The organism is Actinopolymorpha rutila, assembly GCF_013407855.1.
Taxonomy (GTDB): Bacteria; Actinomycetota; Actinomycetes; order Propionibacteriales; family Actinopolymorphaceae; genus Actinopolymorpha; species Actinopolymorpha rutila.
Genome location: NZ_JACBZH010000001.1, coordinates 2,927,415 through 2,940,760 on the forward strand (window position 1 = coordinate 2,927,415; position 13,346 = coordinate 2,940,760).

Below are 13,346 nucleotides of genomic sequence, written 5' to 3' on the forward strand. Positions count from 1 at the left end.
ATGGAACGTCCGCAGATCGCTCCCCACCTCGACGCCCGCGTGGTGGACGGCGACGGCGCCTACCTCTTCACCGAGCGCGGGGACACCGCGTTGCGCGGATCGATCTACGCCGCGCTGGTTCCCCTGCTGGACGGAAGCCGCACCGTCGGCGAGATCGTCGCGGGGCTGCGGGGGCGCGTCAGCGCACCGGCGGTGCACTACGCCCTGGCCCGTATGGAGCGTGCCCGGCAGGTGGTCGAGCACTATCCCGAAGCCGAGCGTGCATCCCGGGCGGCGTTCTCCGTCCATGGCCTCGACCCGGCCGAGGCGGAACGGCGCCTCGCGGCTGTCACGGTGAGCGTCGAGTCCGCCGGAAGCGGCGCAGCGGACCTACTGGCCGAGCGGCTTGCCGCACTGGGCCTTTCGGTCGGCGCCGACCCGGGCGTGGCGGTCGTCCTCGTCGACGACTACACCGACGCGAACGCCCGCGAGGTGGCCCGGGCGCGCCGCCGCGACGGCCTGCCGGTACTGCCCGTACGCGTCACCGACCAGACGGTGTGGTGCGGGCCGATGCTTCGCCCGGACGGTACGCCGTGCCTGGACTGTGTGGCGGAACGGATCCGGGGGAGCCGGCCGGTGCTGGCCCTGCTGGACACGGGGACCCGCGTCCGGGACGGCCGAACCGGCCCGGACGCCTCCACGATGACGCTCGCGGCAGGTCTGGTCACACACGACCTGCAGCGGTGGTTGCTCGGGGTCGGCGACACGGTGGAGGACGGCGTCCTGGTGTGGGACGTCGCGGCGAACGACGTACGCAGGCACCATGTCGCCGCCCGCCCCACGTGCGAGGTGTGCGGCGATCCAGGCACGCCGGTTCCGGTTCCTGCGTCGCGGCACCTTCTGCGCGCACCGGAGGACGTCGAGGAGGCGACGACGCCCGACCCCCGGGAGACGCTCGACCGGTTCGGGCGGCACGTCAGCGGCGTGACCGGCATCGTCACCCGGCTGGACCGTGCCGACCTCGATCCCGCGGGTGCCGATCACCTGTACCAGAGCGCGTACGCCCTGCCGCCGCCGCGCGGACTGGCCGATCTTCGGAACGGCCTGCGCCGCACGTGTGTGGGCAAGGGAGCGACCGATGTGCAGGCCCGGGCGAGTGCGCTGGCGGAGGCGCTGGAGCGCTTCTCCGCGACGTTCACCGGTACCGAGCGGCCGTTGCGCGCGTCCTACGACGAACTCGGCGCCGCCGCCGTGAACCCCGCCACGTGCACGCTCTTCAGCGACCGGCAGTACGCCGCCCGCGCCGGGTGGTCCGCGGACGCCGGCTACTTCGCCATGGTGCCCCCGCGCCACGGCGTGCGGACGCCGATCGACTGGACGCCCGGGTACTCGCTGACCGCCGGAGAGACGAGGTACGTACCCACCGGTCTGTGCATGCTGGGTCATCCCCGGGACGGCAGTCCGGCGTACTTCCCCGAGTCGTCCAACGGCCTGGCCGCGGGTCCGTCCGCGGAGTCGGCGACGCTGCACGCCCTGCTGGAGTTGGCCGAACGCGACGCGGCCGCGATGTGGTGGTATCACCGGCTGCGACGACCGGGCGTGGACTGGGCGAGCTTCGGCGAGCCCTACGTGGCCCGGGTGGCCGACTCGCTCGGCCGCGCCGGGCGGGAACTGTGGGTGCTCGATCTCACCCACGACCTCGGCCTGCCGGTGATGGTCGCCGTCTCCCGGCGGGTCGGGCAGGGACCCGAACACGTGGTGCTCGGCTTCGGCTGCCATCCCGACCCGGGCGGCTGCCTGGTCAAGGCCGTCAGCGAGTTGACGCAGATGCTCGCCTGGCTCGGCGCCGTGGGCCCGGCGGAGAAGGTGCCGCGCAGCGACCTCGCGCGGCCTGCCCGCCGGTGGCTTTCGGAGGCGAACGTGGCCGGCCACCCGTACCTGCTGCCTGCCGGCACCGAGCCGGTACGCCGGGCCGAGGGCAGGCCCTCCGGCGGTGCGGACCGCCTGGGGGAGATGCTGACGAAGGTACGGGAGCGGATCGAGGCAGCCGGACTGGAGATCGTGGCCGTGAACCTCACTCGGCCGGAGGTCGGGATGCCGGTCGTCCGCGTCGTCGTACCGGGCCTTCGGCCCCTGTGGCCGCGCTTCGCCCCAGGCCGGCTGTACGACGTTCCGGTCGCGCTCGGCTGGCTCCCGTCGGTCCCGGGCGAGGAGGACCTCAACCCGTTTTCCATGTTCCTGTGAGCTCTGTTCCTGTGAGCTCCGGTGTCCTCGCGAGGGGAGGGGTTGTGCCGTTCACCACCTGCCTTCGGCTCCTGCGTGGTGTGTCGGTGGAGGAAGGGCCGGCCTTCCTGTCGCTGTGCGACGAGGAGACCGAGGTGCGGGTGTCGCATCCGTCGGCCGCACTGCGGCGGACGGCCGGCCTGCTGCGGGCGGGTGCGCCGGAGACCGCGATCGACCCGCGGTTGTGCGCCCCGCTCGACGAGTACGCGATGCTCGAACGGCTCGTCCTCGACGGCCGGCGTCTCGTCGCCTCGCTCACGCCGACCGTGCGTCCGTTCGGGTTCGGCACGGAGGCCGGTCCGGAGCGGAGGCTCCGCCTGTGCACTTACGCGTACTCCCGGGTCTGCGACGGCGTACTGGTCCTGGAGTCGCCGCTGGCCACCGGGCGGATGGCGCTGCACGACCCTGGGCTGGTGACCGGGTTGTCCCGGCTCCGGACCCCGGCGACCCGCGCCGAGATCTGTTCCGGCGGTACCGGACTCGACCATGCCACGGCACGCCTGCTCGTGGGCGGTCGCCTGCTCCGGTGGGTGGGGACCGCCGAAGCCGAGCAGCACCTCACCTTCGCCGAGGCCGTCGTGCACCGGTCGAGCCGGATGGGCCAGGCGGGTCGGCGGGTCGGCGCCACCTTCGCAGGCCTGGCGGAGGGAGCGGCGCCGGATCCTGCGGTGGCTCCTGCGGGGGCTCCTACGCCGACTCGCGCGCCGGAGGGCCGGGCCATCGCGTTGCCCCGCGCCGCCGTCGCCGCTCCGCTCGGTGACGCGGACCCGGCGCGGGTGCTCACCGGACGCCGGGCGGGCTTCGGGACCGCACGGCCGTTGGACCTGGCCGACGTCGGCGCGCTGCTGTACCGCGCCGCACGGGTTCGGGCCTCGCGGACGGTCGAGGTGCCGGCCCCGCACAGCCCCGTCCGGGTGCTGGTCAGTTCGCGCCCGCATCCCAGCGGTGGCGCCCTGCACGAGATCGAGATCCACCTCGTCACCGACCGTTGCCGGGGGCTGGCGTCCGGTGTCTACCGGTACGACGCCTTCGCGCACGGCTTGGAGGTCGTGCGGGCGCGGCCCGGCACCGTCGAGGACGTCCTGGCCGCCGCCCGGTCGGCCGAGCCACGTGCTCGTGCCGTACTGGTGCTGACGGCGCGTTTCCAGCGCCGGTCGTGGAAGTACTCCGGCACCGCGTACGTCAACTGCCTGAAGAACGCCGGCGCCCTGCTGCGAACACTGGAGTTCGCAGCGACCGCGATGGCGATGCCGTTCGCGACCGGACCCGAGATCGTGGGGTACGCCGACCGGATGGGTGCCGACAGCCTGGACCAGGACGCCGTGGCCACCTGCGTACTGTGACGGCACCTGCGGCGGTGAATGCGAAGATCGATCTCGCTCGATGGGTTGTGTCCGAGGGGGGACTCGAACCCCCAAGCCCTTGCGGGCACTAGCACCTCAAGCTAGCGCGTCTACCTATTCCGCCACCCGGACGCGGCACAGGTCTACCACCCCTGCGCGCGGCGCTCACTGTAGCAAACCGCCCGGGTCGGTCGCGCCTCAGCACCCAGGCTGCAAAATCGGGCGAATACCGGCAGGATGAGGGAATGAGCGACGACGCCCAGCAGCCGACGTCCGCACCCGGTGCAGCCGACCGCCGGTCGGCCCCCGACGCCGACGTGGTGGAGATCTGTCGTGACCTGATCAGGATCGACACGTCCAACTACGGCGATGATCACGACGGGCCGGGGGAGCGGGACGCGGCCGAGTTCGTCGCCGGGCTGCTGTCCGAGGCCGGGCTGGAGCCCCAGGTGTTCGAGCCCGAGCCCCGCCGCACCTCGGTGGTGGCCCGCTGGGAGGGCACCGACCCCGACGCCGAGCCGCTGTTGGTGCACGGTCACCTCGACGTCGTGCCCGCGATGGCCGCCGACTGGAGCGTCGACCCGTTCGCCGGCGAGATCAAGGACGGCTGCCTGTGGGGGCGCGGCGCGGTCGACATGAAGGACTTCGACGCGATGGTGCTGTCGGTGCTCCGGGCCCGGGCACGCGACGGCCGGCCGCCCCGCCGTCCGGTCGTGCTGGCGTTCACCGCCGACGAGGAGGCCGGCAGCCGCAAGGGCGCCCACTGGCTGGTCGAGAAGCACCCCGACCTGCTGGAAGGGTGCACCGAGGCCATCGGCGAGGTCGGCGGGTTCTCCCTGACCGTACGCGACGACCTGCGCCTCTACCCCGTGCAGACCGCGGAGAAGGGCATGGCCTGGCTGCGGCTGCGGGCCAGGGGCAGGGCCGGGCACGGGTCGGTGCGCAACGACGACAACTCCGTGACCGAACTCGCCGCCGCGGTCGCCCGGATCGGCGCCCACAAGTGGCCGGTCCGGCTCACCCCGAGCGTCCGGGCGTTCCTGGCCGAGGTGTCCGAGGCGCTCGGGGTCGACCTGAACGCCGACGACCCGAGCGCCGTCGAAGCGACCCTGACCCGCCTGGGCACGGTGTCCCGGGCGATCGGTGCCACCCTGAGCAACACCGCCAACCCCACGATGCTGGACGCCGGCTACAAGGCGAACGTCATCCCGGGTGAGGCCACCGCGACGATCGACGGGCGGTTCGTGCCGGGCGGTGAGGACGAGTTCCTGGCCACCATCGACGAGCTGATCGGCGACAAGGTGACCCGGGAGATTCTCAACTACGACGTCGCGACGGAGACGGAGTTCGCCGGGCAGCTGGTCGAGGCGATGAAGTCGTCGCTCGTGGCCGAGGACCCGCAGGGCCGCGCCGTTCCGTACCTCATGTTCGGCGGCACCGACGGCAAGGCCTGGACCCGGCTCGGCATCCGGTGCTTCGGGTTCGCGCCGCTGAAGCTGCCGCCGGACCTGGACTTCGTGGGGATGTTCCACGGGATCGACGAACGCGTGCCGACCGACGCGCTGGAGTTCGGCGCCCGGGTGGTGGACCGTTTCCTCGACCAGGCCTGACCCGGCCTGACCGGCGCCCGGGGCTGCCGGGTCAGGCCGTGAGCGCGCCGGGCAGCGGCCCGGTCTTGGTGACGCGGATGATCTTGCGCCGCAGGGTGACGGTGCGCCGGCCGTCGGGGTAGACCCGGACCCGGGCGAGTTCCCAGCCGCCGTACTCCGCTCGCTCCACAAGAAACTGCCGCACCACTCTGCGGGACAGAGAGCGCGGCAGCTGCAGCTGATGCGTTTCGTACTCCGCCATCGGACCATCGTTGCACGCGGCGGCAGGGGTGTGGCACACGACGGGCCGAACATCCCGGTTTCGGCGGCCGGCGGCGTTTTCAGGGTCGTTCAGCGGCGTTCGGGGTAGCCGAGTGGCAGGGCGGACACGTCGTCCAGCGCGGCGCTGATCTCCGGCGGCAGCTCGATGTCGTCCACCGTCAGCGAGCCGCGCAGCTGCGCGGCCGTGCGCGCCCCGACCACGGGCGCCGTGACGCCCGGCCGGTCGCGTACCCAGGCCAAGGCGACCTCCAGCGGCGACAGGCCGAGTCCGTCGGCGGCGCGGCAGACCGCGTCCACGATGCGGTAGCTGCGCTTGTCGAGGTAGACCCCGACGAACCGCTCGAAGTGCGGCGACGCGGCCCGGGAGTCCGCGGGGGTGCCGGCGCGGTACTTGCCGGTGAGGACGCCGCGGCCGAGCGGGGACCACGGGAGTACGCCGAGCCCGAGCGCCTCCGCGGCCGGCAGCACCTCGCGTTCGATTCCGCGTTGCAGCAGGGAGTACTCCACCTGGGTCGAGGCCAGGCCGGCCCGCCCCGGCCAGGCCTGCTGGTACGTCGCGGCGTGCGCGGTCTGCCAGCCGGTGTAGTTGGAGATGCCGACGTACCTCGCCCGGCCGCTGCTGACCGCGAAGTCCAGCGCGGACAGGGTTTCCTCCAGCGGTACGGCCGGGCTCCAGGTGTGCAGCTGCCACAGGTCGACGGTGTCCACGCCGAGCCGCCGCAGCGATCCGTCGAGCTCGGCCAGCAGCGTCCGGCGGGAGACGTCGACCACCCGGTGGCCGCCGCGCCGGGAGACCCCGCCCTTGGTGGCCAGTACCAGGTTCTCGCGGGGGACGACCTCGCCGAGGAGGCGGCCGAGGACGCGTTCACTGTCGCCGTCGGCGTACCCCGCCGCGGTGTCGACCATAGTGCCGCCCGCGTCGACGAACGCGGTGAGCTGCTCGCGCGCCTCGTGCTCGTCGGTGTCGCGGCCCCACGTCATGGTGCCCAGCGCCAGCCGGGAGACCCGCAGGCCGGTCCGGCCGAGGTGGCGCTGCTGCATCGACGATCCCCCATCCTGTGCCGCCCCGGCCGCGAGGCGCCGAACTGTCACAGACCCTAGGGCATGCCGGGCCGACACGGACGTGCCTGCCGTCCCGTACCCCGGAATCGGCCAGTAAGCTCGCCGCGGCCGTCGGTCCGCGACGGTGAGACAGTGACGAACGGTACGGACCCCGCGGGCGGCGGACCGGCAGCGAACGTACGAAGGGTGACAGCGCGTGCGACTGGGACTCACCCTGAGCGCCTGGGACACCGGCGACCTCGCCGACACGATCCGGCTGGCGGTCGAGGCGGACCGGCTCGGCTACTCCGTGTGCTGGGCGCCCGAGGCGTACGGCACGGACGCCGCCACCCTCCTCGCCACCGTCGCGGCCCGCACCGAGCGGATCGGCATCGGCTCCGGAGTCTTCCAGATCCCGGCCCGGGCGCCCGCGATGACCGCGATGACCGCCGCCACCCTCGACGCGCTGTCCGGCGGGCGGTTCCGGCTCGGGCTGGGCGTGTCCGGTCCGCAGGTGTCGGAGGGGTGGTACGGCGTACGTTTCGACCACCCGCTGGCCCGCACCCGCGACTACGTCCAGGTGGTTCGGCAGGTGCTGCGCCGGCAGCGGCTGGAGTACGCCGGCAGGCACCTCACGCTCCCGCTGCCGGACGGTCCGGGCAAGCCGCTGCGGCTGTCCGTACGCCCACTGCGCGCCGACGTCCCCGTCTACCTCGCCGCCGTCGGCCCGCGCAACCTCGAGCTCGCCGGTGAGATCGCCGACGGCTGGCTGGGCGTCTTCGTGGCGCCGGAGTTCGTGCCGGACTCCCTCGCCCACCTGCGCGCGGGCCGCGCCCGCGCCGAGAGCTCGCACAGCCCCGACGGTTCCGACGGCACCGACAGCACCGACAGCACCGACAGCCTGGCCGGTTTCGACGTGGTGGCCTGCGCCCCGGTCGTGACCGGCAGCGACGTCGAGGCCTGCGCGCTGCCGGTCCGGGGATACGCCGCGCTGTACCTCGGCGGGATGGGCAGCCGTACGCAGAACTTCTACAACGCGCTGGCCGCCCGGATGGGATACGCCGAGCAGGCCGCGCGGGTACAGGACCTGTACCTCGCCCGGCAGCACCGGGATGCTGCCGCGGCCGTGCCCTTCGAGTTCGTCGACAGCACCTCGCTGCTGGGCCCGGCCGACCGGATCGCCGGGCGGCTGCGTGCCTACGCCGACGCCGGCGTCACCACCGTGGCCGTCTCGCCGTTCGGCGACACGGTCGAGGACCGGATCGCGACACTGCACACGACGGCGGAGGCGTTCGCCGCCGCCGGAGTAGGGGAGTAGATAGGCGTGGAACACACAGTCGGCTGGTTCGGGGCCCTGGTCTTCGGGATCGTGCAGGGGCTCACCGAGTTCCTGCCCATCTCCTCCAGCGCCCACCTGCGGATCGCGGGCGGCCTGGTGCCCGGCTGGGGCGACCCCGGTGCGGCGTTCACGGCGGTCATCCAGCTCGGGACCGAGACCGCCGTGGTGGTCTACTTCCGCCGGGAGATCTGGGCGATCATCCGCACGTGGACGCTGTCGTTGTTCCGGCCGCAGCTGCGCCGCGAACCCGACGCGCGGATGGGCTGGTACATCATCGTCGGCACGCTGCCGATCGCCATCCTCGGCTTCCTCTTCCAGAAGACCATCGAGACTTCGCTGCGGTCACTGGTGTTCGCCGGGGTCACGCTGATCGTCTTCGGCGTCATCCTCGGGCTCGCCGACGCCATCGCCGTCAACCGCAAGCCGCTGACCCGGCTGCGGATGCCGGAGGCGCTGGCGTTCGGGTGCGCCCAGGCGCTGGCGCTGATCCCCGGTGTGTCGCGTTCGGGCGGGACGATCACGGCCGGCCTGCTGATGGGCTACACCCGGGAGGCGGCCGCGAAGTACTCCTTCCTGCTGGCGATCCCGGCGGTGTTCGCGTCCGGGCTGCTGGAGATCCTCGACATCGGCGGCAACAAGGCACCCGCCTGGGGGCCGACGATCCTGGCCACGATCGTGAGCTTCGTGGTCGGTTACGTCGTGATCGTGTACTTCATGCGCTACATCTCCCAGCACAACTTCATGCCGTTCGTGATCTACCGCGCGGCGCTGGGTGCGCTGGTGCTGCTGTTGCTGGCGTTCGGGGTGCTGCAGCCGTACGTCTGACCGGCTGACCGGGCGTACGGCTGACAGCTACAGCCAGCCGGCCCGCCGCAACCGGAGGTACAGCAGTACGCAGATCACGGCCATCAGCCCCAGCACGGCGTAGTAGCCCCACCACCAGCCGAGCTCCGGCATGTGCCGGAAGTTCATGCCGTAGATCCCGGCCAGCAGCGTGGGGACGGCCGCGATGGCGACCCACGCGGAGATCCGCCTCGCGTCGTCGTTCTGCTGGACGCCGACCCGCGCGAGGTGGGCGCTCAGCACCGAGCTGAGCAGGTCGTCGAGCGACTCCACCTGGTCCGACAGACGCAGCACGTGGTCGGCGACGTCCCGGAAGAACGCCGTCTCCTCCTCGCCGACGCCGGCGATCCGGCCGCGTACGAGCGGGTCGAGCTCGGCGCCGAGCGGGCGGACCGCGCGGCGGAACCCGATCACGTGTGACTTCAACCGATAGATGGACTCGGCGTCACTGGTGCGCTCGTTGGAGAACACCGACTGCTCCACGTCGTCCACCGCGTCCTCAAGCATGTCGGCCACGTCGGCGTAGCCGTCGACCACGTGGTCGCAGATCGCGTAGAGCACCGCGGCCGGCCCGTGGCCGAGCAGTCCGGCCCGCTCCTCGAGGTCGTGCCGGGCATGCTGGAGGTCGATGTTCGGCCCGTGACGGACGGTCACCACGAACCGGGGGCCGACGAAGATGTTCAGCTCGCCCACCCGCAACGGCGCCCGCCGGTCGGGGCAGGTGAGCGTCTTCAGCACCACGAAGGTGACCTCGCCGTATGCCTCCAGCTTCGGCCGCTGGTGCGCCTTGAAGGCGTCCTCCACGGCGAGCGGGTGCAGCCCGAACGCGTCGGCGGCCGCCTTGAGTTCGTCCTGGCCGGGCTCGTGCAGTCCGAGCCAGCAGAAGGTGTCGTCCCGCGACCGCAGGGCGGCGACGGCGCCGTCGATGTCGGACGGGCTGTCCACCCGACGGCCGTCCCGGTAGATACCGCAGTCCACGATCATCGCGCCCTATTGTCCGCGCTACGCCTGGTAGCCGCCCGGCGCCACCACTATTGGCGCCGGCTCGTAGGCTCGACGCCATGGCGACCCTCTTCCTGGTCCGGCACGGACGCACCAAGGCCAACGCCGACGGCATCCTCGCGGGCTGGACCCCGGGGCTCGGCCTGGACGAGGTGGGCAGGGGGCAGGCCGAGAAGCTCGGCACCCGGATGACCGGCATCCCCGTCACCGGCGTCGTCACCAGCCCACTCGACCGCTGCCAGGAGACGGCAGGAGTGGTGAGCGCCGCCGACGGCCGGCCCACACCGGTGGTCGATGCCCGGCTCGGCGAGGTGCGGTACGGCGACTGGGAGGGCAAGGAGCTCAAGAAGCTGGCCAAGGAGCCGTTGTGGAAGGTCGTCCAGCAGCATCCGAGCGGGGTGCGGTTTCCCGGTGACGGCGGGGAGTCGCTGCGGGCGATGGCCGACCGGGCGGTGGGCGCGATCCGGGAGTGGGACGCCCGGATCGAGACCGAGCACGGCCCGGACGCGATCTGGGTGGCGGTCAGCCACGGCGACGTCATCAAGGCGATCCTGGCGGACGCGCTGAGCCTGCACCTGGACCAGTTCCAGCGGATCGTGGTCGACCCGTGCTCGGTGTCGGTGATCCGCTACACCCCGCTGCGCTCGTTCGTGGTGCGGTCCAACGACTCAGGTGGCGACCTGGCCGCGCTCGTCCCGCCCGTCCGCAAGCGCCGGCGCACCCGGCGCGGAACCGCCGACAGCGACGCCGCGGTCGGCGGTGGCGCGGGCTCCGGGACCTCGACCGGGTCGCGCTCCGCGTCCTCCGCCGACTCTGCTGCCGACTGAGGCCGTGCCGGGACGACCCGGCCGTCCAACGCGTCGTCCGCCTGACCGCGTAGGGTCTGAGGAATGGCCCGTGTCGTTCACCACCACGAAGCTCCGGAACGCTTCGTCGCTGGCACGGTCGGACAACCCGGCCAGCGCAGCTTCTTCCTGCAGGCCCGCTCGTCGGACCTGCTCACCACCGTCTCGTTGGAGAAGGAACAGGTCTCCGTCCTCGCCGAGCGTGTCGACGCGATGCTCGACGAGGTGCTTCGCCTGTCCGGCGGAGACGCCGTGATTCCGGCGATCGCGCCGACGGAGCTCTCCGACGACGAACCCCTCGACCAGCCCATCGTGGAGGAGTTCCGGGTCGGCACCCTGCGCCTCGCGTGGGACACCGAGCAGGAACGCGTGGTGATCGAGGCGTACGAAGTCACCGACGAGGAGGCCGACCCGCCGCCACCGGTGGACGAGGAGCCCGAGGCCGAGGGACCGGAGACGCTGGTCGTCCGGATCACCGGCGCCCAGGCCCGGGCGTTCGTCGCGCGGGCCATGGCCGTGGTGTCCCAGGGGCGCCCGCCGTGCCCGTTCTGCGGCAACCCACTCGACCCGGACGGGCACCTGTGCCCGCGGCTCAACGGCTACCGGCGTTCGGCCTGACCGGTGGCGCCGACGCGGGGAACGGGCGACGTGAACACTCCGGGCGAGGTGACCCCGGGCGACGTGGCTCCGGATGACGCCGCGCCGGACACCCCGGAGGATTCCGTCGACGTGCTCGAGCTGCTGCGCGAGGGCCGGCTGAACGTCGAGGGCCGGCTGGTGCAGGCGTCGAACGCGACGTTCTACTGCTCGATAGAGCTCGACGGGGTCACCGCGGCCGGCGTCTACAAGCCGGTACGCGGTGAGCGCCCGCTGTGGGACTTCCCACACGGCAGCCTGGCCAGGCGGGAGGCGGCGACCTACCTGCTCTCGGTCGCGTCGGGCTGGGACCTCGTGCCGCCGACGATCCTGCGGGACGGGCCGTTCGGCGAGGGCATGGTCCAGCTGTGGATCGACCACGACCCCGAGGACGGGCTGATCGACGTCGTCCCCCGTCGGCAGGTGCCGCCCGGATGGCTGACCGTGCTCGACGCGTTCGACGCCGACGGCGACGAGGTCAGCCTCGTGCACGCCGACGACGAGCGGCTTCGCAGGCTCGCGGTCTTCGACACGGTGGTCAACAACGCCGACCGCAAGGGTGGCCACATCCTCGTCGGGGAGGACGACCGGGTGCGCGGCGTCGACCACGGGTTGTGCTTCCACGAGGACGACAAGCTGCGCACCGTGCTGTGGGGGTGGGCCGGCGACCCGCTGCCCGACGACTACCTCGCGGTGCTCGAACGCCTCGACAGCGACCTGGACGCCCGCGTCGGCGAGGCGCTGGCGATGCTGCTGGAGCCGGCCGAGATCGTCGCGCTGCGCTTCCGGCTGACCGGGCTGCTGGCCAGCCGGACGTTCCGCGAGCCCGGTGAGGGCTGGCCGTCGGTGCCCTGGCCGGTGTTCTAGAGCCCAGGGCGACCGACGTACGGTCCCGGTGGATGCTCAGTTTCCCGGGGCCGGGCCGGCGCCCCGCGGGGGCGGCAACGGGATGGCCGCCAGGGTCGGGACGAGCGCCTCCTCCTCGTAGTTGAGGTGGCCGAGCAGCACCGTGGTGAGGCGGTCCAGCTCCGCCCGGAACCGCTCCGGGTCGCCGACGGTGATGTCGGCCAGCAGGTCCGCGAGTTCGGCCCGGATGGCGGCGACGTTCTCGTGCTCGGCGCGCAGCCGGGCCAGCGCGGGCCGCAGGTCCGGGTGCTCGCGTTCCAGTGCCGGGAACGCCGCGGCATCCTCGGTCACGTGGTGGCCGTGCATCGACTCGCAGAACGCCAGACAGTGCCGGCGAAGCTGCAGGCTGATCCCCGGTGCCGGCGGGCCGCCCGGTCCGTGCGACGCAGCGTGCGCGGTGCGCGCGGCGAAGTACGTCTCCGCCTGTGCGCGTACCTGCTCCAACTGCGCACGCAGCCAGCTGTGGATCTGCACCAGTTGGTCGGCCAGGGTCCGCACCGCGGTCGTGGGCGTGCCGGTGCCGGTGCCGGAGATGGTGTACGAGGGCTCCAGCGCCACCACCGGCAGCACCCGGTCGGTGCCTCGCTGGTAGTCGGCGTAACCGGGAGCCGCGGCCACGGCCAGGTCGAAGAGGCGGTCGCGTTCGGCGCCTTCGGCCGGCACCGCGACGGCGGCGAGCACCTCGGTGCCGATCTCCACTCGTACCAACGGGTTGGCGAGCAGGTTGTGGTACCACGCCGGGTGGCGGTGCGAACCACCGGCGGAACCGACGACGAGGAGCCGGTCCCCGTCGCGGAGGTAGCCGAGCGGAACGGTGTGTTCGGCGCCGGTGCGCGCACCGACGGTGGTGAGGAGGAGCAGCGAGGATCCTTCGAACGGGCCACCGACCACGCCGGCGTTGGCACGGAACTCCTCGATGACGGACTGCTGGAAGTCTGCGGGCATGCGGATCTGCTTTCGTATGAGCTGAAGCATCGGGAAAGTGAGATCGCGCGCGGCCCCACGCAGATGGATACGAGAAGGTCACCCGTCGCGGATGGATCGGCCAGGGCAGGCCAGGGCGGCGCCGGACCAGACCAGGTCAGGGGCGCAAGCGTGCTCGGACGAGCGGGGGTGGGGACCCGATGCACCACCGGCGCGGGGACGACGCGCGGTGCGTGGGTCAGGCACTGCCTGTGGAGTGAGTACTCATGGCATCGTCCCCTTAGGCGTCGGGTGCCGTCGGCCGCCCGGGGGAACCACCCAGCCGGGGCCTTAC

At 72.6% G+C, this 13,346-nt stretch carries 12 protein-coding genes and 1 tRNA gene; 8 read left to right on the plus strand and 5 right to left on the minus strand.

The window, feature by feature from the left end; translation table 11 throughout:
* Window positions 1–2,223: a TOMM precursor leader peptide-binding protein gene (locus F4554_RS13050; RefSeq protein WP_179787630.1), complete on the plus strand. Its 2,223-nt coding sequence runs from the start codon at window positions 1–3 to the stop codon at window positions 2,221–2,223.
* 44 nt (window positions 2,224–2,267) lie between these two features.
* Window positions 2,268–3,605, plus strand: a complete 1,338-nt coding sequence (locus tag F4554_RS33570) for a SagB family peptide dehydrogenase (protein ID WP_179787631.1) — start codon at window positions 2,268–2,270, stop codon at window positions 3,603–3,605.
* Window positions 3,606–3,653: 48 nt separating this feature from the next.
* Here F4554_RS33570 and F4554_RS13060 read toward each other — a convergent pair.
* Window positions 3,654–3,737 (minus strand) — tRNA-Leu (locus F4554_RS13060).
* Between the two features lie 113 nt (window positions 3,738–3,850).
* Between F4554_RS13060 and F4554_RS13065 the strand changes: the two genes are divergently transcribed.
* Window positions 3,851–5,215, plus strand: coding sequence for a M20/M25/M40 family metallo-hydrolase (locus F4554_RS13065; protein ID WP_179787632.1), 1,365 nt, complete (start codon window positions 3,851–3,853; stop codon window positions 5,213–5,215).
* 31 nt (window positions 5,216–5,246) lie between these two features.
* Here the strand turns inward: F4554_RS13065 and F4554_RS13070 are convergent, their stop codons facing one another.
* Both F4554_RS13070 and F4554_RS13075 read right to left on the minus strand, forming a co-directional pair.
* Entirely contained in the window at window positions 5,247–5,456 is a 210-nt protein-coding gene (locus F4554_RS13070; protein WP_179787633.1) for a DUF5703 family protein, read from the minus strand.
* 89 nt (window positions 5,457–5,545) lie between these two features.
* A complete protein-coding gene (locus F4554_RS13075) occupies window positions 5,546–6,517 on the minus strand; it encodes an aldo/keto reductase (RefSeq protein WP_179787634.1) in 972 nt (323 codons plus the stop codon).
* 217 nt (window positions 6,518–6,734) lie between these two features.
* Here F4554_RS13075 and F4554_RS13080 point away from each other — a divergent pair, with 217 nt between their 5' ends.
* Window positions 6,735–7,835, plus strand: coding sequence for an LLM class F420-dependent oxidoreductase (locus F4554_RS13080; RefSeq protein ID WP_179787635.1), 1,101 nt, complete (start codon window positions 6,735–6,737; stop codon window positions 7,833–7,835).
* Between the two features lie 6 nt (window positions 7,836–7,841).
* Window positions 7,842–8,681 (plus strand): undecaprenyl-diphosphate phosphatase, encoded by an 840-nt coding sequence (locus tag F4554_RS13085; protein ID WP_179787636.1) that lies wholly within the window; start codon window positions 7,842–7,844, stop codon window positions 8,679–8,681.
* Between the two features lie 27 nt (window positions 8,682–8,708).
* Here the strand turns inward: F4554_RS13085 and F4554_RS13090 are convergent, their stop codons facing one another.
* On the minus strand, window positions 8,709–9,683 hold the full coding sequence (locus tag F4554_RS13090) for a magnesium and cobalt transport protein CorA (protein WP_179787637.1): 975 nt from the start codon (window positions 9,681–9,683) through the stop codon (window positions 8,709–8,711).
* 77 nt (window positions 9,684–9,760) lie between these two features.
* On the opposite strand from F4554_RS13090, the gene F4554_RS13095 reads away from it, so the two are divergent.
* The 3 genes from F4554_RS13095 (at window position 9,761) to F4554_RS13105 (ending at window position 12,049) form a co-directional block, all read left to right on the plus strand.
* Window positions 9,761–10,528, plus strand: a complete 768-nt coding sequence (locus tag F4554_RS13095) for a histidine phosphatase family protein (RefSeq protein ID WP_179787638.1) — start codon at window positions 9,761–9,763, stop codon at window positions 10,526–10,528.
* Between the two features lie 63 nt (window positions 10,529–10,591).
* Window positions 10,592–11,164, plus strand: a complete 573-nt coding sequence (locus F4554_RS13100; RefSeq protein ID WP_179787639.1) for a DUF3090 family protein — start codon at window positions 10,592–10,594, stop codon at window positions 11,162–11,164.
* A 30-nt stretch (window positions 11,165–11,194) separates the two neighbouring features.
* The gene (locus F4554_RS13105; RefSeq protein WP_337796011.1) at window positions 11,195–12,049 is read left to right on the plus strand and encodes an SCO1664 family protein; all 855 of its coding nucleotides are present in this window, start codon (window positions 11,195–11,197) and stop codon (window positions 12,047–12,049) included.
* A 36-nt stretch (window positions 12,050–12,085) separates the two neighbouring features.
* Here the strand turns inward: F4554_RS13105 and F4554_RS13110 are convergent, their stop codons facing one another.
* Window positions 12,086–13,033 (minus strand): nitroreductase/quinone reductase family protein, encoded by a 948-nt coding sequence (locus F4554_RS13110; protein ID WP_179787640.1) that lies wholly within the window; start codon window positions 13,031–13,033, stop codon window positions 12,086–12,088.
* Window positions 13,034–13,346: the final 313 nt, after the last annotated feature.

What these genes read in the sequence shown, in the direction of transcription:
- F4554_RS13050 (WP_179787630.1), top strand. Translation starts at nt 1, where the DNA reads ATGGAACGTCCGCAGATCGCTCCCCACCTCGACGCCCGCGTGGTGGAC.
- F4554_RS13065 (WP_179787632.1), top strand. Translation starts at nt 3,851, where the DNA reads ATGAGCGACGACGCCCAGCAGCCGACGTCCGCACCCGGTGCAGCCGAC.
- F4554_RS13070 (WP_179787633.1), bottom strand. Translation starts at nt 5,456, where the DNA reads ATGGCGGAGTACGAAACGCATCAGCTGCAGCTGCCGCGCTCTCTGTCC.
- F4554_RS13075 (WP_179787634.1), bottom strand. Translation starts at nt 6,517, where the DNA reads ATGCAGCAGCGCCACCTCGGCCGGACCGGCCTGCGGGTCTCCCGGCTG.
- F4554_RS13090 (WP_179787637.1), bottom strand. Translation starts at nt 9,683, where the DNA reads ATGATCGTGGACTGCGGTATCTACCGGGACGGCCGTCGGGTGGACAGC.
- F4554_RS13095 (WP_179787638.1), top strand. Translation starts at nt 9,761, where the DNA reads ATGGCGACCCTCTTCCTGGTCCGGCACGGACGCACCAAGGCCAACGCC.
- F4554_RS13100 (WP_179787639.1), top strand. Translation starts at nt 10,592, where the DNA reads ATGGCCCGTGTCGTTCACCACCACGAAGCTCCGGAACGCTTCGTCGCT.
- F4554_RS13110 (WP_179787640.1), bottom strand. Translation starts at nt 13,033, where the DNA reads ATGCCCGCAGACTTCCAGCAGTCCGTCATCGAGGAGTTCCGTGCCAAC.